Source organism: Vibrio rotiferianus CAIM 577 = LMG 21460, assembly GCF_002741985.1.
Classification (GTDB): domain Bacteria; phylum Pseudomonadota; class Gammaproteobacteria; order Enterobacterales; family Vibrionaceae; genus Vibrio; species Vibrio rotiferianus.
The window spans coordinates 1-20,781 of the sequence record NZ_APHW01000013.1; the positions used below are offsets into that span (position 1 = coordinate 1).

Consider the following 20,781-nt stretch of genomic DNA (forward strand, 5'->3'; position numbering starts at 1 on the left):
ATCATTAGCTCGGCACTTAAATAACATCTGTCAAAGATCGTCAGGGAGTTAGGCATCGTTGATGATATTAACTGTTTTGCGTAACTCACTTCTCCTGTTGAACTAGGACCAAAAGCAACATCATGGAGTAAACGACTACGAAGAGAGCAAAGCGCGCATAGCCTTACAACAGGGTACTCGGTGTGACGACTTTTACTGTGCTTAACGTACTGATAGTGATTAGCAAGCGCCTCGTTATCATGAGTTCTAAATTGAGTCCCATCGACTGAAAATAGTCTTAAACCAAACCATTTATCCTCGCTATCTTCGGACTTAGTCCAGTGCTGAGCCGTCATAGTGAATAGGGCTTTTAGTGGCCCTGCCGTGAGACGTTTTCTGGCTTGAGGAATAGCACTTGGAGCAATGGATTCACCTAAAGAGTTGGATAGTTTTAGGTCTAACTTCTCCAAAACATCAGTAATAGGTCTGTCGCGATACAAGCCAATACCGACTAGCAACCAAACGACCAACTCAGCAGGTAGCTTTCGTCTTCTCATGCTGGCTTTATTCGTTTCATCAAGCGCTTGTTTTATCCATTCCAATGGAAGCTCTTTTTGAAAAAGCGCAAGTGAATCAGGAGAAGCGAAGTCATCAACATCAATAAGCCAGTGAGCCAACATAAAAAATACCCTCAAACATGAAATGCTTGAGGGTATTTTCAACCAACCACAGGATCGTTCAACTGATCATTTGCTTAACTGATCGGAGTTACTTCACGAGAAGGGCTTTGTTGCGTTTATAAGCGTGAGAGCCTAGTTATTTACCAACGTCAGGCCGCTTGGGAGTGCATCACCGAAGATACGCTTCGATTCGCTCTCAGATAGCTCTTTGACTTCTTCAACCAGTGAAACCCAAGATTCAGGCACCTTGCTTTGCTTCAGTTTAGTGAGAACTTGTTCACGGTAGTCGTCAGAGATATCGAATAGGCGGTCGCCCGTCTTACGACAAATCATTACGGCTGCAAACGCGATCATTGGCTCTTTCTGCCAGTTCTGCTCTAACAGCTTAGGTAGCCACTGTTCCGCTTGTTCGCGAGGAATGACATTGTGCTGGCTGCCATACAAAGGCGTACGTGATGCTAAGCGACCCATTGCCCACCAGTGCGCTTGTTCGAACTGGTTATGGTTGATTGCCTTACTCAAGAACCACGTTGCTAATAGAACTTTGTCTTCGACTTCTAGGTGTTCAAGCGATGCCGCTAATCGAACCATGGATTCATAACCCATGTCTTGTGCCGCTTTGGCTGACTGTGGGTTTTTCATCGCGCCAGGGTGTAGGTATTTCGCGATGTCCGCCAAGATGGTCTCTTGCTGCTCTTGGCTCAAGCCACCTGCGATGCGACGCCAGAATACCCACCAGTCAGTCCAACCTTGATGGTTCTTAAACTGAATGTTTTGTTGGTAGAGACCCCAAACTTGCTCAATGCGCCATGAGTCGGTTGGATCGCCAAAGCCCGGACGCAGTGCAAAGCCAGCCAAACGAAGCCAGTTTTTCTCGTGTTGTTCAGAACGGCGACGACGCTTACGACCTTGTGCAAAGGTATCGAACAGTTGACGTAGGGTCGTGAAATCCCATTCGTCGCGCTTGCCAAGTTTCTTCTCAAGATCTTTGGCTAAGGTTTTGATCTCTTTGCTTTCCGCGCTTTTCTTATTACCGCTGTAAAGGCGAGCGATCAGCTCCTTACATTCGTTCAACTTAGGGTGAAGTTTAACTTGTTCACTGTCGTCGGTTTGCTTGTTACGAACTTCGAATTCCAGCTCCCAACGTTTGTTGTCGTCTTCTGCGCTGACACATTCCATCTTAAGCGTGCCGACTTCAGTCAACTGACACGCCAGTTGCACTTCTACGCGCTCTTTCTGGTTGGCTTGCAGTTCGGCACCTTCACCTTCAAGGGTGGTGATGTAAGGCGGCAGAGGCGCAAACAAGTCCGGATCAACGTCAACCATCACACCGTTTTGAATAGCGGTGTTATTGGTTAAGGTGTCGTGGGTAGAAGTCAGCAGGTTAAAGCGAACGGGTTCACCTAGGGTAAGCGAGAAGCGACGACCACTTAATCGGATCTCGTGTCCTTCTTCTGTGCCTTTTGCAAGCAAACAGAGCGCTTTACCCATCTTGTTCTTTTCTTGAAGATGCAAGAAGTAAGAACGCGCTGCGCCACCACCAATTTTAAGCTGCGCACCACGACGTGCTTTACCAAAGGCAACGGCACCCAGCGCAACAGACCAATCTGGATGTGGGTTATCTAGTACCGTAACTGGTGCGCCGCGCCAATCGGAAAGGAGGGTAGTGACACGCTCAGTCACAAGCTCGCTGTTGAACACACCACCGTTGAGTAGCAAACCGACTGGAATGGCATTTTGTTTGTCGTCTTCAATGCCAAGAGCGGCACGAGACACTTGCTGATGCGTCGTTAAGAATTCGGCAACGTGCTTACTCACCGCAGGGTCAGCAACGTATGGAAGACCAAACTCGACAACGGCGCTGCGGCGTTTGTCTGGTACTTCACTGAAATCAGAAAGCGGGAAGAAGCCATCTAAAGCGATTTGGTGCACTTCTTGTTTGCTCAGCCCAATACTCTTTGTTCCGCCAAGAAGTTTTGAGCCGCTGCCCAGCATGGTGATTTTCACTTCTTCAGGTGCATTCGCTGAAAGCAGGTTCTCTTTCGCTTTACGCGTTTGCTGAATCAGCTTAGTCAGGCTTGCTGCAGTGAGCTTCTTACTTTGATTGAAGCGGCTTTCCGCAAGGTGCGCGAGTGCTAAGTCGAGGTTGTCACCACCAAGCATCAAGTGTTCGCCAACGCCAATACGATCAAGGGCTAGCTCATTTTGTGAAGAGAAACTTGCTTCAATCAAGCTTAAGTCGGTAGTACCACCGCCCACATCGCACACCAGAATCAGTGGCAGCTCTTTGAGCTCATCGGCTGCGGTTTGCTGGTGGCGTGCGTACCAGTCGTAACAGACCGCTTGTGGTTCTTCGAGCAGGACGATTTTCTTTAAACCCGCCAGCTCAGCCGCTTCAAGCGTGAGCTTACGAGCGGTTTCATCGAACGACGCTGGAACGGTCACAACCACATCTTGGTCTTCTAGCTTGTTGCTAGGGTGACGGTAGTTCCATGCTTGGCGAATGTGGTTGAGGTAGCTTGCACTGGCAATGACAGGTGAGACTTTATCTACGTCTTGCGCGCCAGCCCAAGGAAGAATATCTGAGCTACGATCCACTGCTTGGTGCGATAGCCAGCTTTTTGCACTGGATACCTGACGTCCTTCTACCTTTGCGCCTAATTCACGAGCCCATTCACCCACGATCACGTTACTAATGTCGCCAGATACAGGTTCGTTTTCCCAAGGAAGTGTCAGGTCAGAAGGGGATATTTGACCAACCGCAGGGTGGTAGCGGAAAGAGGGCAGCAGTGGCTTACGAACCACTTCACCCGGACCAATCAATTGATCGATGTCGAATAGGGATACTTCGGATTGTTCAAGGTTGTCGGTGACTTCACAGTACGCCACCACAGTGTTAGTGGTGCCAAGGTCAATACCAACAAGAAAACGAGGAGATGCCATACAAACCTTCGTGTATTTAAAAACGGCACCCGATTGGATGCCGTTTGATTTTCTATTTATTCTTCTTCGTTTGAGTCGTTTTTCGCGTCTTCGCGTACATCGAACTCAACATGCCATTTTTGACCGTTATCAGCGGCAATGGCTTCTAAGTAAAGCGTACCAAGCTCTGTCACGCGAGAAGCTAGAGTTACTGGAACCACTTCACCTTCACGACGACCTTCAGATACAGGCAGCGTTACTTGGATTTCTGGAAGCTCTTCAAGCTCTTCTGGTGCCCAGTAGTCTAGGTGAGTACCCGCTAGGTCATCACGACGAACGGTTGAGCCGAAGAATTGGAAGTTAACTGGCTGACCGATGATCAAACCAAACTCTTGGCTCGGTACGTCAACACTTGAGCCTTCTTCCATACCAAATGGTGCAACACAAAGTGCTTCCATTGGAGGCGCCATGCCCGGAATCGCAGGCATTGCACTTTCGATACCCACGTAGTACGCCGAAGCAATACCACCACGGATACGAACGCCTTGACCACGACGTACAGAGCCGTAGTAAGCCGCACCGCTAGCAACTGCAAGGTCTAGATCCACACCTGTTAGGCGTTTCGCCATTTCAGCATCTGCTTCAAGTAGCCATTCGTTGATCGTGTCTTCTAGACGAGTTGCTAGAAGTTTCGATTTCAGAACGCCACCGTTGAATAGGATTGCCGTTGGCTTGATGAAGTCAGCTGACTGCGCTGCATCCGCACCTGGCATACCAGGCATGTTAGCGAATGGGTTGAAATCTTGAGCTGCTGCTTCGCCGCCATTTCCTGACGCAGAAAGAGCATTGGCTTGCTTAGACAAGAACGCTGCAATGTGACGAGTAATACCTGCATCTTGTGCGTAAGGCAGACCCATTTGCGTTAGTGCACCACGGTTACGTTGAACAGGGTGGTCAGTAATCGCAACTTGAGGGAAGAAGCCGTCAACCAGTGTTTGTTGTACTTCTTCTTGAGTCAGTTCTGTTTTCAACGTTGCGCCAAGCAGTTTAGAACCGCGGCTTGGTACCACGATTGGCACTGACTGAAGCTCGCTGTCGTTCAATAGCGCTTCTTTAGCGTCACGACATGCGTGCGTCATCGCCTGAACTTGCCATGGCTGTAGCTCTTTGCCTTCTTGCGCTAGCTTCATCTTCAAGCGGTACGCAAGTGCAAGGTCCATGTTGTCACCGCCAAGTAGGATGTGTTCACCTACCGCGATGCGGTTCAGAGTTAGGTTGCCGTCGTCTTCAGTTACTTCAACCAAAGAAAGGTCGGTTGTACCACCACCGATATCGACCACAAGCACGATGTCGCCAACTTCAACTTCGTCGCGCCATTTGTCGTTGCTGTTATCGATCCAGTTGTAAAGTGCAGCTTGTGGCTCTTCTAGAAGCGTTAGGTGCACGAAACCAACGTTGCGTGCTGCTTCTGCAGTTAGATCACGAGCAGCAGGATCGAAAGAAGCAGGAACCGTAATAGTCACGTCTTGATCGGCAAGGTTGTGATTTGGATTGGTGTGATTCCAAGCATCTTTTAGGTGCTCTAGGTAAAGCTCTGTCGCGCGAAGAGGGGATACTTTTTCTACTTCTTCTGGGCTACCTGCTGGCAGGAATGCATCACGACGGTTCACACCAGCGTGGCAAAGCCAAGATTTCGCACTTGCAACAAGACGAATTGGTGTTTTTGAACCTAGGTTACGTGCAATCGCACCAACCAGAGCTTTTGGCTCGCTCGACCACGGAAGAACGCGTGATTGCGGATTCATTTCGTGCTCGTGCGGCTGGTATAGGAAAGAGCCTAATTGGCTACGAGTCTCTACTGTGCCTGGCGCAGTAAGTTGCGGGATAGGCATTACTTCAACGCGAGCATCTTCGTCGTGTGTATCAACAAAAGACATCACACAGTGTGTTGTACCCAAGTCGATACCGACACTGAATTTAGGCGTCTGCTGAGTTTCAACAGACGCTTCTTGAGAATGGTTTTCTTGGTTCATGTGTTCCATTAAAGCTCAACCTCAGCTGGAGCGATCACAGATGCGTCGTAGTTCTCTGCAAGTTTAGGCAACGTCATTGATGTTGCTTTCCAACCTTTGTGAACTAGTGTGCCGTTGAATGGCGCGCTACCTGTTACGTTACCTGTTAGGCGGATTTCTTGTGGGTTGAAGCCTTCTTCAACCGTAATGCGAGTTTCTTCGTCTTCGTTGCGAACGTGTGCAAGCGTCACGTAGTCGTTCAGTACTTTCTGACCGCCAGTGTGAATTACGCGAGCAGCTGCGCCCACCTCTTCATCAGAGAATGACGTTAGGTCTTCTTTTAGGAAGTCAATCAGACGAGCTTCTTGCTGCATGATAGAAAGTAGCTGCATTGCAGAGTCTGTAGATGCCGTTGCAAGTTTCGATTCAACTTCTACAACACGTTCTACGACTTTCTCAACTTCCACTACTTTTTCTACTTCAACGATCTTCTCGACTGGCTTCTCAACCTCGACGATTTTCTCGACTGGTTTTTCTACCACTTTCTCGATCACTTTAGATTTACGAGATACTGCGATAAGAAGAAGTAAAACGCTCGAAGCCGCAAGGCCTGCGTGAAGCATATCGAACGTTTGAGGAATTAGGTTCAAATCAATGTTCATGACATTTTTCTCTTTCTATTGATTTATTGGCGCTTAGTATTGGCTCATATTTATTAACTAAAAGGATCGGCTTTGCGATCTGCACCAAGTTTAGACACTAAAATGATGGCGGATGTTAGCATATTCAAGGCTTAAGACTGTAATAATTCATGAATATACCTCATGATTAGCATGAAAAATCAACGATTAGATATAGATAAGTGCAATGTTGCTTGATGTTTACACACCTCTGGCGCAGTATCGTACAGCAAACGACGTTAAACACGCTTTTGACGTGGATGGGGCATGACTAGAAATACACTTCAAGAACCTTTTTTCTCTCGCTACAAAGCAACATTGTCTGCCTTTGGGGCGTCCGTGATCATTACGTGGGTATTTGTTTTCGTCGCCTATGTGATTCAGCAAAAGTACACCGTTACCATTTTTGATAGCTTAGCTCAGAGACAAGCTGAGTCTTTAAAAACTTACGTAAAAACTGATTTGGCCTTCATCGGTTCTGGCGCTAATTTCTTTCATTCGATAGACAAAAAGCACTGGGACAGATTTCCTATTTTTGCTCGCCAAGTTATCGATAGCTCTCCGAGCTTAATCGGTCTGCAGTGGATGCAAAAAGTCACGCCTCAACAGCTACCTGAACATGTAAAGCAAGTGCGAAAAACGTTCCCGAATTTTGAGGTGTTTACGGTTCCTAAAGATCAGCCCAAGACCTTCGGTTACATACTTCCTGATGATAAACCTGTTTATATCGCTTCTGATATTTACCCTAGAACACAATCAAATATCGATTTACTTGGCTTCTATTCCTCGAGGCTAAGGTTTGATTTGATTCTGGAAGACATCATTGCCAGTGGTGGGGCTAACATTTCAGATAAAGTTCGCCTTTTACAAGATGGCTATGACCGTTCGTTAGATAAAACAGGGCTCTTGGTCTATCACCCAGTTTTCGAGCAGGAAAGTAGGGAGCTGCTAGGGGTTGTTGTCGGGGTAGTGCGTAGTACTGTTTATTTCGATGATTTGATCACTAAAACGGCTACCGAACTAGAGATGCTAGTGAAAGTAAGCGATCTTGGTTTTGACGCATACGATGATCCGGTGCTGTTTCAAAGCGAAGATTGGGATTCTCACGATGGCGCTATCATCAAGAAGACCATCCAGCTTCCTAATCGAGATTGGTTAATTGAATTCAAATTAACGGATATGGTTTCTCCTTGGGATCGCTCAGTACTTTATGGTATCGCCTTTGGTGGTCTTATTATTTCTGTCCTTGTTGCTTACATTGTTAACTTACAATCCCGCGAGAAGGAGCGTCTTGCGAAGATGTTAGAAGCCAAAACTCGTGAGTTAACATCGATGGCAGAGCGTGATCCTCTTACACACTTATATAACCGACGAGCTTTTAATGATCACTTGCTGCATTTCATTAATGACGGCGTTGGCTTTACCTTAATTGGTTTTGATATCGATTGTTTCAAGCAGATTAACGACAAGCACGGCCATTTGGTTGGTGATGAAGCGTTAATTCATGTGACTAGGCTTGTCTCTGCTAATTTGAACAAAGGTGATAGATTTTACCGTTCCGGCGGTGATGAGTTTTGTATTCTTAGTCGCGTGACGGATAAACCGAGTTTGGAAGCTTATCTTGAAAAACTTCGTGGTATCGTTGCAAGTTCACCAATGGAGTATTCAGAGAGTATCGTGTTGTGTTCTCTCAGTATCGGTGCTGCACTTCATGATGGTGAAGATCCGGAAGCTCTTTTTCAAAAAATGGATGTACAACTCTACCTTAGTAAGAAAAATGGACGAAACTTAGTGTCGATTGCTGATTAATTCAGCGAGCAAGTTCGAGTTTTGATATTGGTTACGGTAGAATCCAACGCTTTCAAATTTACGCTAGGAATCAAGACAAACTATGAATCATAACCGTGTCGTGTGCTTTGATTTAGAAATGTGCTGTTGGAGTGAGAACGGCGTTGGCCGCACTGGAGAGATCATCGAAGTAGGTCTAGCGGAAATAGATTTGTCTAAAGGCGAAATCGTCAAGCGCGCACAATACTACGTGAAACCGGAACATGATGAGGTCTCGCTATTTTGTGTAGAGTTAACGGGCATTACCCCACGTAAGATTGAAAAGCAGGGCCGACCTCTAGAAGAGGTGCTTAAGTCGATGTTGAAGAACTTTGGTGGTCGTAACAAGATCTACGCTTCTTGGGGGCGTGATGATCTTATCCTGCTTGAAGAGTGCCAACAGAAGGGCATTGATGCACCATTTACTGAGTTCATTAACCTAGCTACCTTGTACCGAATTCAAAATCGCCTGAAAGACAAGCGAATTGGCCATAAAGCGGCACAAGAAGCGAAAGGGATTGAGTGGGAAGGTCGCCAGCACTCCGGTTATGTGGACGCTTATAACTTAGCGAAACTTGCACTGACCATGCTATAGAGATGTAAAAAGGGAGCGATGAGCTCCCTTTTCTATTTGAAGTGATTAAATTGCATTTTACTGCTTAGCTTTTTTGCACTTTGGATAAATTTTCAGGTTATATTCCGCGGCATATTGGGTTAAAAGCTTTCGTTTTTCTAACTCTTCATCATCTCTTACGATATCACTTATTCCTTGGATGATTTTTACCCCGCATAACTTAGCAGCGAACGCTCTTTCTTCAGTCTCTATACCCGGAAGAACATTACCACGTCCAGGCACCTGAAAAAGGCGGTAATCTTCCGCGTTGAGCGCTTTCTGTGTATCCGCTTCTACTTGCTTTTCGGCAGCACAACCAGTCATGGCAACCAGAGCAAAGGGAAGAATTGCTTTAATCATTTATTTCTCCTCACCCAAAATGCTGCAAGCATGAGTAAACCGAACCAGTTTAAGCTACCGCCGCTGCTGCTTGAAGATGATGAACCACCACCAGTGCTCGGCTTTGCCGCAACATTGATTGTTACCATTGCGGTAACCGTTTGAGATGTCTCGTCGGTTATCGTGTAGGTAAATGAATCAATACCCGAGAAGCCTTGTGCAGGTTGATAGCTGACTTCTGTTCCTGAGTTAATGACTGAGCCACTACCAGTGTAATGTATTGCACTAATCGTTAATGTACCTTGCCCCGCATCATTCGCTAATACATCGAGTACTGTTGCTGAGCTATTGTGGTCAAGATCATAGCTGTCATTTAGTGCTGAAATCTCGGCAGTGTTGGAATTAACTGTAACGGTCAGTGTTCCTGTCGACGTTTGGTTAGCACCATCAACGATTGAATAAGTGATGGTTTCACTCCCAACAAAGCTCGCTTGAGGTTGGTAGTTGATCACTGTATCTGTATGAGAAACCATACCTGCACCACTGTAGTTAGCTGCAGTGATCTTAAGTGTGCCTTCACCTTTATCGTTATTAAGTACGTTGAATGATGTTTCAGCGCTGCCTTGAGTAATCGCGTAGGCATCATCAACCGCTCTTACTTCTTCTGGTACCGCAACTGAGAAACCTTTCGAAACAGCAAAGAAGATATTATCACTACATTGGATCATCAAACGTGCATTGTTAGACGCTTGAGCAGGGAAGCTTACCGATTCCAAACCGTCATTATTGGTCGCAGAGAGCAAGGTTTGATCGAATGTCACACCGCCATCGGTTGATAGTCGAATATCAACGGCAGAACAGTTTATCGGGGATTGAGCAGTGCCAGCTACGTCCCATTCGATATTTGAACTCCCCAATATTGTTGAGCCTGCTGTAGGTGTGATTACAACAAAAGGTCCGCTGTTACGATCGACTGTTACCAAAGTATCATCACTCGACACACCACCATTACCATCTCTTACCGTGAGCCTGAAGTTTAAATCTCTGCTGGTTGTCGCGTATGTTTCACCTTTTGCCAGTGTACCATCCACCACATCTTCCAACCTTGGTAGATAACGCGTAGGCTCGGCTGTTGGCATCCAAGAACGGAATAGAGGGCCGCTGCCATAATCACTTGTTAAATTTGAGGTGCCCGTACCAGAGTCCATCTGCTCCCATACATAAGTCAGACTGCCAGTGCCTGTTGCTGAGCCAGTTAGTACCAGAGGTGTACTGGCTGGAACGGTATAGTTGCTACCTGCATTGACTACGGGTACTTCGGTTGCGGAAGTATTTACGGTTCCACAGCTTTGAGTTGCAAGATAGTCGTTGATCTCTTTGATGCTGGCGGCATGGAAGTAGGCGTCTGAGTTAACTTGTAAATCATCATCGCCACAGATACCAGCATATCCCATGATCGTGCTACCACTTCCGGGCTCGAAAGCGGTTGGATTGTTGCGGTTTGAGCCTTCGCAATTCCACATATTGCCGTTGAATGTGTGGTTTGCACCAAACTGGTGACCGAGTTCATGGGCAACATAGTCAATATAAAACGCATCGGTTTCTGGGACGTCACGGCCTGTGACACCAGCCCCTTTCCTAAAATCATCACATACTGAGCCTAGCGCGGCCAAACCACCGCCACCAGTGGTAAAGATATGACCAATATCGAATGCGTCACTACCAAACTGCCTCGTCAGATCATCATGGTTGCGATCAATGTCGATCCCTGCATCAGAGTCGGTAAACGGGTCCGTCGCTGCATTGGTATATATATTGAAATTCACTAGCTCAAGCTGCACGGCTAAGTCTGATTTATATACCTGATTTACTCGGTTGATGGCTGTCGTGATCGCAGAGCGAGTCAAGGATTCTGTTCCACCATGATATTGTGAGTATTCACCAGTTGCTGAGACGATCAGCCTGTAAGTACGTGACTCAATATTTGCGCGGGAGGTAAGCCGATTTTGCGCCATTTTTGCTTGGTTATTCTCTAAAACCTGATCCTGGAATGGGCTAGAGAGTTTGTGGTTGTAAGACACATAGTGACCTGAACCATCGGGCTTTGGTTCTACGTAGACGTACTCTCCATTGTGGAGAAACATGCCGTGGAACCCTTTCGGCGTGTAATCGAATCGGCCTTGTATACTGGTATCACCAACGGCATGGCCAGCGTACGTTCTTAACTCTGGATATTTTGCCTGCATGTCAGGTGAGAGGATGGAGTCGTAGGCTAAAACAAAGTCAATTAGCTCTCCATTAGGTAAAGGCACCTGAAGCGTTAAATCACCCCTAGCTTGACCATTTGCAAAGTGACTTTTTAACTTGCCCGCATCAACGGCAAAGGTCGTTGATGATTTGCTACTTGTTGATCTTTCGGAAAAAACAGACTGCCAAAGGTCGTTGGATAAGGCATCCGTACTAAACATCAATGACAGGGATATTACGCCGACTAACTTGTTGTACTTCATTACCATTCTCTGATGTATGTATTGTAAGAGTTAAATGTCTAATGAAAGTATTATAGATGCGGTGAATGATCAATAATTTATAAATGCAACCAGTGATTTACGTAATCAAGTTCTAGCTTTTTCCCTATTTAATGTGCTTACAGAATAGTGGCAGCTAAAAACAACGTTGCTGACGTAGGCTCAATGAAAAATTGGTCACTTTCAGCTACCTAATAGGGGCGTTTTCTCTTGTTTTGATTAGCTTTAAAGATGTTTAGCCGTATGCTAACTCGCGGAAAGTTTTGCACGAATGAACTCACTATGGTCGACATAGAGCAGCTCTGCTGTTTTGCGAATGACGGCATCTTCCAATGGATCAATTTCACCGTCAGCGTACGCCACTTCCCACATACTCTTGATAAGCTCATAGCGAGTTTCTTGTGAAAGCTCGCGCAGTTGTGAAGTAAAGTCATAAAGAGAAGTCGATTCCGCTGATTTACTTTGAGCTTGAGTAAGCAGTGTACTGGCGTCTTCTTCCGTCAGCGAAAGTAACTTCATAATTAAAGAGTGTTTGCTAGCTTGCTCTTTTTCATCGATTTGGCTGTCTGCCCCAGCTACCTCGCAAAGGAGACATGCTATTGCCATATTGGGTGACAGCGTGTTGGATTGGCTAAGGTCTGAGCCTTCAATAAGTTGTTTAAATAATGAAGTAAGCGAATTAAACATGTTAAGCACCAAGCTGTTATCTATTTGGTTAAGATGGTATTGGTTTGAACAAATCTCAAGGTCTTGATGAGATTTGACCAAGATCTCATACGAATGAGAGGACATTATTGCTCAATACAGAATTTGACCACTAAAAAGTGGATTTATTCCTCAACCTTCGTTGGTGGGAAATGTATTGAGTTACCTTCGCCAGTTAAAATGCTGATATTACTTGGCTTACCATTTTCATCTAATCTCAGCTCGCCAATTGCGCTTTGATTTACTAATCGATAGAAGTTGTGATTACTTGGGGCTCGTTTAAAAATTTTCAGACGCTTACGTTTAGTAAACCAGTTCAACGGTGAGCGGGGGCTGTACAAAAGTCTGTCCATCGCATCACAAGCTGACAGCAATTGAGCAGGAAATTGGTTCTTAATCCCGCTACAGGTGATTTGGTAGATGTTCGGACTATTGCGGCGAAAACGCAGTTTGATGTCGTACGCGAAAGAGTAGTGTACATCTCCGGAAAGAATCACAAAGTTGGTCGGCGTTTTAGTGTGAGTGAAAATACTGATTAAGGTATTCGCACTGCCCGGATGAGCCATCCAGTTTTCTGCGTCAATCAGCAGCGGTTGGCCACAGCTGGTCATGATGCGTTGCAGTGTTTCAATAAACTTTACACCGAACATTGGCGCAGCCGAGACGACGATCACTTTGTCTTGATGCATCAGTTCTTGCTGGAACTCGATCAAGGCTTCCCAATCCATCAAGCCAGATGGTTTGTTCATGCGTGATTCCGAGCGCCAGCGACGAGTTCGGGTATCTAGCACCACCACTTTGGGTGAAGTGTGGATGGTATAGTGCCAGTCTTCGAATCGATATAAGTATTGGATGAAGTTGTCTTGAGACTCAGGCGTTAGTTCATCAAAGTAACGGCGCGCATGTTCAATAAAAGGTGCATCGAACTTTTCTGGTGCGTTTCCCCAACCTTGGCATAACCAATACGCGATTAAGCTATTACCGATAATACGATTGGAGAAGCGATTCTCGTAGGCGGATTTTTCCCAGCCAACGGTCAGGTTCCAGTCGTCAGTAACGTCATGGTCATCAAAGATCATGTAAGTTGGGACGTGTGCCAACAAACGTTGAACTTTATCTAAGCCTTCGATAAATGCATCGATATGGACTTTCTCATCACGCCAATGTTGCTGCCATTTTGGCTCGAGCGCTTTTCCGCCGGTCGTGAATTGTCTATCCAATAAACGTTCGCGATTGACTAACGTCCAAGGTACTGGAGACCAAACGAGTAGGTACATTGCAAAAAGCTCAGCAAAGCTGATTAAGTGGTTTTCACATTCACGCGAGCTGAAAATTGGTGTTCCCCGATGAGGGAAAAGCTTGGTGAGTAAACTGCCATCATCTACGTAGTGGGGCAGGATGTTATCTCGGCCATAAAAGCAATCTGGACTTTGATACAGTTCTTGCGTGTTTTTAATCGGCGCTTGTTCGAATTCTTCATCAGGCAAGCCTAATAGCTCTACCAATTGTTCGATGGCATCCAGCATCGGCCCAGCCACATGATCGGCATAGATTTGGTCGCCGCTCATGAGCAGCATGTCAGGGCGCTCAGTGATTTGCTGGCTGGCAACCTTGGCGTCTGCTTGGACTAGTGTGTCTTTACTAAAATGATGTGGGTTTCGGCAAGAGCCGTGCAGTACATAATCAGCTTTCTCGCTAATTAAAAATTCGACACCTTGCGCTGCTTGCCTGTCTTCGCCATAGATAAGATGGGGCATCAACTCGGTTAGCAAGCCGGATTGAGTATGGAGCTGATAACGCAGTGCTTTATGGGTAGGAAATTTGCCTTGAAGTGTCAGCATACAAACCCAAGCGCGTTCGCCAACTTGCAATAGATACTCTGTTGATACTGGCTGGGAATAGTATTGTTCACCAGTGCTAGCATCGCTGATTTCAACCAAGCCTTCGAGAGGTTGGGTTGTCACCAACCAAATGTTCACTTCCATCGCGGTGACTTTTCTTAAAATCGGACCGGCAACAATCAGAGGAAGGGAGGAAAGTTCGTTGGTACTGAGCAATGTTGGCAAAGCGGTTCCTTATTGTTCTGAATCTTCTTCGAGTATTTCGATAACTTGTGAGCTGCTAAGTTCATGTCCCATCAGAAATAAACCTAACATCGCGTCAGCTTTTGATGCACTGTCGCTATCTTCATCGAGAATTTGTTGCAGGCGAGTGCGAATCAGATCGATTTCATGCTCAACAAATCCGCGACCTTCCTCCTCTCCTTGTATTTCTTCTGGAGCGTTATCAAACTGAAGAAAAAGAAGATCACCATCTAATTGTGTACTAACTAACCGTTCGGGTAGCCAGGATTCTCCCATTACGATATCTGGATCGTTTTGTTGAGATAAATCGTTAAGAACGGTGATGAGTTCGGAAGCTTTCACATTAATTTCATTAGGTTGGGTTTAATCTATACGCATTTCTATAAGTACAGCGCTCTAGTCACTCGACAATGAACAGAACACTTAACTCTTTACCACAAAACTTATTGGCACATCTGTTTACTAATGCACCTGACATAAAGTCTGTGAAGTTAGCGCAATATTAGTTACGATTATTGTAACGGCTAATACTTAAATAACATAAGCTTAAAATAGCATTCTGAGAACGTTTGGCTTTTTATCAACCAATTTTCCCTTTGGAACCTTATGAAGAAAACAACACAAGCAGTGGCTCTCTTGGCAACATCTGCTGTTTCCTTGCCCGCTTTATCCTCATCAGAACAAGAGTGGGGGATTGCAGCTATGTATCGTACAGCCGCGATACCTTTTTATACTGCGAATGATGACTCAACCGTTAGCACCTTTGTGCCTATGATGTTCTTCAAAAATGAGCATGTTTATATCCGCGGGCTTGAAGGTGGGGTTTATCTATATGACGAGGAAGACTCGCCTTGGCAAGTCAGTGGTATTACTCGTTTACGTTTTCTCGATATACCTAAGTCGGTACAAAATGCATTTGAAGGGGATCGTGTTGATTTCGGTGCTCAGCTTCAATACCGTTTTGATGACAATTGGCGAACAGAAGTGGAATTAATGACTGATGATGAGTTTCAGTTTCACTCTAACTTCCGTCTTGCTGCTAACTATGAGTTCGGTGATTGGGAGCTCGAACCCTCCTTAACCTTCCGCTACAAAGATGCTGATTTTAATAGCGCCTACTACTCATTCTCCGATGTGACAGGAGAGCGGATCGGTGCTGGTATAGATGCAAACCTAGGTGTCAAAGCCCGATACCATGTTATTTCAAACCTTTATTTACTCGGGCAAACCAGCGTTACAAGACTAGATAGCTCCGCATATAACAGCAAGATTGTCGAAGACCGTTACCAAGGTGAAGTTTTTATTGGCTTTGGCTTCTTTAACGACAAGGGTAAGGAGCTTAAATCTGAATTGAGTAACCGCCCGTATCTGCGTGTTGCACACGGTTGGGCAACGCCATCCAATATCGGTGATATTTTTAAATTCAATGCCGAAAAGGATGAGTACAACAACCAGTTGACGTCGCTCTTCTATGGGCACCCTTTGACGGATGAAATATTTGGCTTCCCGCTTGATATTTATCTGACGCCAGGCCTTGTGCACCATTGGTCATCGGAGGTTCAATCGTCCAGTACTGAGTATGTGATGGCGATTAAGGCGTACTATACGTTTAATTGGCCAACTAAGTGGCGCTTTGGCGTAGCTGAAGGGATGTCGTACATCGATAACATTACTTACATCGAAGATACTGAGATGGAAGAGAAGGGTTACACAGCAAGTAATTTGCTGAACTATCTGGATTTCTCATTTGATGTGAATGTAGGCGATCTGTTTAACCAGAAAGACTGGGAAAACATGTGGGTCGGTTACTCGTTGCATCACCGTAGTGCTATCTTCGAAAGTGCTTCCCAGTTTGGCCGCATCAAAGGTGGCAGTAACTACAACACGATCTACTTCCAGTATGATTTTTAATCTCAGCTCAAAATAAATACCAAAAGCCTCATATTAAAATGAGGCTTTTTTAATTTAAATAATTAGTAATTGTTCTTATTTTCATTCCCCTCTATTTGTGCTGGTTATTTATTTAATTGCAAAGCTATTTGAATATTTAATTAAATTGACACCTCTCTGACCTATTAATAATCCATTAATAAAAAACCTAGAAATGAAATATAAGATTACGTCTTGTCGTTTTTATAAATTGACTGGTATCAAACTTATTAACCTCTGAATCTATAAGGATATTGATAGTGGTAGGCCGCCATGCCTTAGTTGCTCAAGGCTTGTGCGTTCTGGCTTAATTGATGGTTTTGTAGAAATACTGTTTTGATTTGCCTTGTGTATTAATTAAAACGAAATTAGATATTTTCAATGAATGCCTATTTTGAAAATACAATCTCAATGTCTTTTATTTCTAACGAGTGTTCTTTCCCCACTTAAAGCCATTAATTAAGTGCCACTACCAAATTCAAAAACGTAATTTAGGAAAAAACCATGAGTCAAAATGGTAAGTTTAATATTACTCGGCGTGATGCTTTAAAGGGTGGTTCTGCACTTGGCGCTTTGGCGTTAGCAGGAAACGCGCTTTCTCTCCCGTTTGCAACTAAAGCGGTTGCCAAAGAAACGCCAGCAAAACCAAATGAAAAAATTGTCTGGTCGGCATGTACCGTAAACTGTGGTTCTCGTTGTCCGCTTCGTATGCACGTGGTCGACGGTGAAATCAAATGGGTAGAAACCGATAACACGGGTGATGATGTGTATAACCACAACCATCAAGTACGTGCTTGTTTGCGTGGTCGCTCTATGCGTCGCCGTGTTTACTCGCCAGACCGTTTGAAATACCCACTTCTGCGTGTTGGTAAACGCGGTGAGGGTAAGTTCAAACGTATCACTTGGGACGAAGCCTTTGACCTCATTGGTGACAACCTAAAACGCATCATTAAAGACTACGGTAATGACGCGGTTTACCTAAACTACGGTACGGGTACCTTGGGTGGTACGGTAACCAAGAGTTGGGATCCAAGCGCGACATTGGTTGCCCGTATGATGAACCTTTGTGGTGGTTACCTGAACCACTATGGTGACTACTCAGCAGCGAACATTGAATGTATGTCTGAGTATTTCTACGGCACTTGGGTAGACAACAACTCGATTGACGACGTACAAAACGCAGATCTTTGTTTGATGTTTGGTAACAACCCCGCAGAAACTCGTATGTCGGGTGGTGGTCAGGTTCACAACTACGTGGACGCAAAAAACATCAACCACACTCGTACGATCTGTATCGACCCTCGTTACACCGATACTGCCGCGGGTCGTGAAGACCAATGGGTACCAATCAAGCATGGTACTGACGCAGCACTGATCGCTGCTATCGCACATGTATTGATTAGCGAAGATAAAGTCGACCAAGACTTCCTTGACCGCTACTGTGTGGGTTACGACCGTAAAACTCTGCCAGCGTCAGCGCCAGAAAACGGCAGCTACAAAGATTACATCATGGGAACAGGTCCAGATGGTATCGAGAAAACACCAGAGTGGGCACAGCCAATCACAGGTATTCCTGCAGATGTGATCTTGAAACTTGCGCGTGAAATCGGCGATGCAAAACGCATTTACATCACCCAAGGTTGGGGTCTACAACGTTCAGCAAATGGTGAGCAAGCGTGTAAAGCGATCATGATGCTGTCTCTTCTTCGTGGTCAGGTTGGTCTACAAGGCGGTGGTACTGGTGCTCGTGAGGGTAACCACTCTTACCCATTCCAACGCTTCCCGAAAGTACCAAACCCGATCAGCGCTTCTATCCCAATGTTCCTTTGGACAGACGCGATTTTCCGTGGCACTGAGATGACCGATCTTACTGATGGCATCAAAGGCGTTAAGAAGCTGCAAAACAACATCAAGTTCATCTGGAACTATGCAGGTAACTGTCTAATTAACCAACACTCAGACATCAACCGCACACACGACATTCTTCAAAATGAAAAAGCGTGTGAAATGATTGTGGTGATCGACAACCACATGACCTCTTCTGCGAAGTATGCCGATATCGTACTGCCAGACTGTACAACCTCAGAGCAATCGGATTTCTGTATGGATGGTGCGGCAGCGTCAATGCCTTACTTCATCTTTGCAAGCCAAGCGATTCAGCCTCGTTTCGAATGTAAGCCAATCTACGACATCATGTCTGGTGTGGCGAAGCGCATGGGCGTGTTTGATGAATTTACTGAAGGTCGCACTCAAGAAGAGTGGCTTAAGTGGATGTATGCTCAGACCGTTAAACAAAACAACGATCCAAACCTGCCGTCTTACGATGAGATGAGAAAGCAGGGCATCTACAAGAAGCAATTCGACCGTCCATATGTGGCGTTTGAAGATTTCCGCCGTGACCCAGAAGCGAATCCGTTGCCTTCACCGTCAGGTAAGATTGAGATCTACTCAGAGACCCTCGCGAAGATCAATGAAGAATGGGAACTGGACGAAGATGAGTCCATCAAGCCATTGCCTGAATACGTTTCGACGTTCAACGGCTGGGATTCGCCAGATCGTAAAGAGTTCCCGCTTCAGTTGACGGGTTTCCACTACAAAGCACGTGCGCACTCTACGTACGGCAACGTCGACATCCTAAAAGCAGCAGCACCACAAGAGCTTTGGATCAACCCAGTCGATGCGGCTTCTCGCAACATTGATAACGGCGATTTGGTCAGCGTGCGCAGCAAGTTCGGTGAAATGAACGTTCGTGTAAAAGTGACCCCACGCATCATGCCGCATGTGGTTGGCTTAGGTGAGGGCGCATGGTACGCACCAAACGCAAAAGGTGTTGACCAAGCGGGTTCAATCAACGTGCTGACAACACAACGTCCAAGCCCGCTGGCAAAATCGAACCCGAGCCATACCAACCTCGTTGAAGTGACGCTAATTAAGAAAATGGGGGCTAAATAATGAGCACAGCGAAGCAGTATGGCTTTTACATTGATTCAAGCAAATGTACTGGCTGCAAAACATGTCAGCTCTCTTGTAAAGACAACAAAGATCTGGGTATCGACCGTAACTTCCGTCGTGTTTACGAGTACGTAGGCGGCAACTGGACAGAAGAAAACGGCGCGTTCCGTCAAAACGTGTTCGCGTACTACCTATCGATCTCTTGTAACCACTGTACTAACCCAGCGTGTACCAAGGTTTGTCCATCAGGTGCCATGCACAAGCGTGAAGAAGACGGCTTTGTTGTTGTCGATGAAAGCGTGTGTATCGGCTGTAAATCTTGTCACATGGCGTGTCCTTACGGCGCACCTCAATACAGCGAAGAAAAAGGTCACATGACTAAGTGTGATGGCTGTTATGAACGTGTCGCAGAAGGCTTAATGCCAGTGTGTGTTGATAGCTGTCCATTACGTGCGATTGAGTTTGGCCCAATTGATGAGCTACGCGCGAAATACGGTTCAAACGCGGATGTGGCACCACTGCCAGATTCTCGCATTACTAGCCCGAACTTGATCGTGAAGCTAAATCCAAATGGTCGTCCAACCAATGACCGCACTGGTTTCCTACAGAATCCAAGAGAGGTGAAATAATGTTATACGAAGCACCATTAGTTGCCTTTACGGTTCTTGCTCAAACCGCGGTTGGCGCGCACCTAACGGTTAACGCGTTCGAGAAATTCGGTAAGCCACCACGTGTGACAGAGCCTCGTATGAACATCGCTCGTTTCGCTATTTTGGTTGTAATGGGATTGGGTTTCTTGTTCTCAACAACTCACTTAGGTAGCCCGCTTCGTGCCTTCAACGCATTAAACCGAGTTGGCAGTGCAGCGCTATCTAACGAGATCTTAACGGGTGCAAGCTTTCTGTCTCTAGCGGGTTTGTACTGGTTGCTAACGATTCTAAAAATGGGCAGCGAAGGCGTTCGTAAAATCGTGAACTGGCTGTCTATCGCGGTTGGCGTGATTTTCATGTTCGCGATGGCGAATGTTTACCAAATCGAGACAGTGCCAGCATGGTACTCACCAATGACAACAGTTGCGTTTTGGTTCACGGTCGTGACTTCAGGTCTGATGTTTGGTTACACGCTGATCAATGTATTGGACGTGACGGCTGAGAAAACCAATCGTCGCCTAATGTGGGCTGGTGTAAGCCTGATTGCGCTGAACCTAGCTTTCTCAGTGATGCAGACGATTCACTTCGCAGGCATCTCGACCGCGATTCACAGTGGCTTAGATCAAATCACTATGTTATCTGGCTATGTTGCTGGTCATGTGTTGTTGCTTGTGGTTGCTGCTGCTCTTTGGGTATTCGCTGAGTTGTTTACCGCAGAAGGTCGCCAGAAGAACTTGCTGGTTATCGTGGCATTCGTTGCCTTGTTCGTTGCAGAGATTCTGGGTCGTAACGTGTTCTACGGCATGCACTTTACATCTGGTTTGTACTAATAACCGTTATTTGTACTGATAACCATTATTTGTACTGATAACAATTAGCAG

The 20,781-nt window shown here is 45.8% G+C and carries 15 protein-coding genes; 6 read left to right on the forward strand and 9 right to left on the reverse strand.

The annotated features are described in order from the left end of the window. The 4 genes from B853_RS05625 to B853_RS05640 all read right to left on the reverse strand — a co-directional run. Nucleotides 1-659, reverse strand: a 659-nt coding sequence (locus B853_RS05625; protein ID WP_128826825.1) for an IS4 family transposase, incomplete at its 3' end; no start/stop codon positions are given. Nucleotides 660-791: 132 nt separating this feature from the next. After that, nucleotides 792-3,602 (reverse strand): Hsp70 family protein, encoded by a 2,811-nt coding sequence (locus B853_RS05630; RefSeq protein WP_038887729.1) that lies wholly within the window; start codon nt 3,600-3,602, stop codon nt 792-794. A 56-nt stretch (nt 3,603-3,658) separates the two neighbouring features. Next, on the reverse strand, nt 3,659-5,623 hold the full coding sequence (locus B853_RS05635; RefSeq protein ID WP_038887727.1) for an Hsp70 family protein: 1,965 nt from the start codon (nt 5,621-5,623) through the stop codon (nt 3,659-3,661). Next, nucleotides 5,623-6,255 carry a DUF2760 domain-containing protein gene (locus B853_RS05640; RefSeq protein WP_005434042.1) on the reverse strand — a complete coding sequence of 211 codons (633 nt, stop codon included), beginning with the start codon at nt 6,253-6,255 and terminating at the stop codon, nt 5,623-5,625. Before B853_RS05640 ends, B853_RS05635 begins: the two co-directional genes overlap by 1 nt. A 285-nt stretch (nt 6,256-6,540) precedes the next feature. On the opposite strand from B853_RS05640, the gene B853_RS05645 reads away from it, so the two are divergent. Together B853_RS05645 and B853_RS05650 are read left to right on the forward strand one after the other, a co-directional pair. Beyond that, entirely contained in the window at nt 6,541-8,082 is a 1,542-nt protein-coding gene (locus B853_RS05645) for a sensor domain-containing diguanylate cyclase (protein WP_038887725.1), read from the forward strand. 82 nt (nt 8,083-8,164) lie between these two features. Next, the gene (locus B853_RS05650; RefSeq protein ID WP_010447770.1) at nt 8,165-8,695 is read left to right on the forward strand and encodes a 3'-5' exonuclease; all 531 of its coding nucleotides are present in this window, start codon (nt 8,165-8,167) and stop codon (nt 8,693-8,695) included. Nucleotides 8,696-8,752: 57 nt separating this feature from the next. Here B853_RS05650 and B853_RS05655 read toward each other — a convergent pair whose 3' ends face one another. From B853_RS05655 to B853_RS05675, 5 genes are all read right to left on the reverse strand, one after another. After that, nucleotides 8,753-9,073, reverse strand: coding sequence for a hypothetical protein (locus B853_RS05655; protein WP_038887724.1), 321 nt, complete (start codon nt 9,071-9,073; stop codon nt 8,753-8,755). Then, nucleotides 9,070-11,562: a reprolysin-like metallopeptidase gene (locus B853_RS05660; protein WP_038887722.1), complete on the reverse strand. Its 2,493-nt coding sequence runs from the start codon at nt 11,560-11,562 to the stop codon at nt 9,070-9,072. Before B853_RS05660 ends, B853_RS05655 begins: the two co-directional genes overlap by 4 nt. 264 nt (nt 11,563-11,826) lie before the next feature. Continuing rightward, on the reverse strand, nt 11,827-12,267 hold the full coding sequence (locus B853_RS05665; RefSeq protein WP_029560965.1) for a tellurite resistance TerB family protein: 441 nt from the start codon (nt 12,265-12,267) through the stop codon (nt 11,827-11,829). Between the two features lie 143 nt (nt 12,268-12,410). Further along, nucleotides 12,411-14,351 carry an alkaline phosphatase D family protein gene (locus tag B853_RS05670; RefSeq protein ID WP_038887720.1) on the reverse strand — a complete coding sequence of 647 codons (1,941 nt, stop codon included), beginning with the start codon at nt 14,349-14,351 and terminating at the stop codon, nt 12,411-12,413. A 9-nt stretch (nt 14,352-14,360) separates the two neighbouring features. Beyond that, nucleotides 14,361-14,711, reverse strand: coding sequence for a VC1380 family protein (locus B853_RS05675; RefSeq protein ID WP_038887717.1), 351 nt, complete (start codon nt 14,709-14,711; stop codon nt 14,361-14,363). 264 nt (nt 14,712-14,975) lie between these two features. Between B853_RS05675 and B853_RS05680 the strand changes: the two genes are divergently transcribed. The 4 genes from B853_RS05680 (at nt 14,976) to B853_RS05695 (ending at nt 20,730) form a co-directional block, all read left to right on the forward strand. Continuing rightward, on the forward strand, nt 14,976-16,280 hold the full coding sequence (locus B853_RS05680; protein ID WP_010447782.1) for a MipA/OmpV family protein: 1,305 nt from the start codon (nt 14,976-14,978) through the stop codon (nt 16,278-16,280). A gap of 522 nt (nt 16,281-16,802) precedes the next feature. Further along, nucleotides 16,803-19,250: a DmsA/YnfE/YnfF family dimethyl sulfoxide reductase gene (locus tag B853_RS05685; RefSeq protein WP_038885458.1), complete on the forward strand. Its 2,448-nt coding sequence runs from the start codon at nt 16,803-16,805 to the stop codon at nt 19,248-19,250. After that, nucleotides 19,250-19,879 carry a DMSO/selenate family reductase complex B subunit gene (locus B853_RS05690; RefSeq protein ID WP_005433785.1) on the forward strand — a complete coding sequence of 210 codons (630 nt, stop codon included), beginning with the start codon at nt 19,250-19,252 and terminating at the stop codon, nt 19,877-19,879. Before B853_RS05685 ends, B853_RS05690 begins: the two co-directional genes overlap by 1 nt. Further along, nucleotides 19,879-20,730: a dimethyl sulfoxide reductase anchor subunit family protein gene (locus B853_RS05695; RefSeq protein ID WP_038885457.1), complete on the forward strand. Its 852-nt coding sequence runs from the start codon at nt 19,879-19,881 to the stop codon at nt 20,728-20,730. The genes B853_RS05690 and B853_RS05695 overlap by 1 nt, the downstream gene beginning before the upstream one ends. Nucleotides 20,731-20,781 lie beyond the last annotated feature (51 nt).

What these genes read in the sequence shown, in the direction of transcription:
- B853_RS05665 (WP_029560965.1), bottom strand. Translation starts at nt 12,267, where the DNA reads ATGTTTAATTCGCTTACTTCATTATTTAAACAACTTATTGAAGGCTCA.
- B853_RS05695 (WP_038885457.1), top strand. Translation starts at nt 19,879, where the DNA reads ATGTTATACGAAGCACCATTAGTTGCCTTTACGGTTCTTGCTCAAACC.
- B853_RS05655 (WP_038887724.1), bottom strand. Translation starts at nt 9,073, where the DNA reads ATGATTAAAGCAATTCTTCCCTTTGCTCTGGTTGCCATGACTGGTTGT.
- B853_RS05645 (WP_038887725.1), top strand. Translation starts at nt 6,541, where the DNA reads ATGACTAGAAATACACTTCAAGAACCTTTTTTCTCTCGCTACAAAGCA.
- B853_RS05650 (WP_010447770.1), top strand. Translation starts at nt 8,165, where the DNA reads ATGAATCATAACCGTGTCGTGTGCTTTGATTTAGAAATGTGCTGTTGG.
- B853_RS05660 (WP_038887722.1), bottom strand. Translation starts at nt 11,562, where the DNA reads ATGAAGTACAACAAGTTAGTCGGCGTAATATCCCTGTCATTGATGTTT.
- B853_RS05635 (WP_038887727.1), bottom strand. Translation starts at nt 5,623, where the DNA reads ATGGAACACATGAACCAAGAAAACCATTCTCAAGAAGCGTCTGTTGAA.
- B853_RS05630 (WP_038887729.1), bottom strand. Translation starts at nt 3,602, where the DNA reads ATGGCATCTCCTCGTTTTCTTGTTGGTATTGACCTTGGCACCACTAAC.
- B853_RS05680 (WP_010447782.1), top strand. Translation starts at nt 14,976, where the DNA reads ATGAAGAAAACAACACAAGCAGTGGCTCTCTTGGCAACATCTGCTGTT.
- B853_RS05685 (WP_038885458.1), top strand. Translation starts at nt 16,803, where the DNA reads ATGAGTCAAAATGGTAAGTTTAATATTACTCGGCGTGATGCTTTAAAG.
- B853_RS05690 (WP_005433785.1), top strand. Translation starts at nt 19,250, where the DNA reads ATGAGCACAGCGAAGCAGTATGGCTTTTACATTGATTCAAGCAAATGT.
- B853_RS05640 (WP_005434042.1), bottom strand. Translation starts at nt 6,255, where the DNA reads ATGAACATTGATTTGAACCTAATTCCTCAAACGTTCGATATGCTTCAC.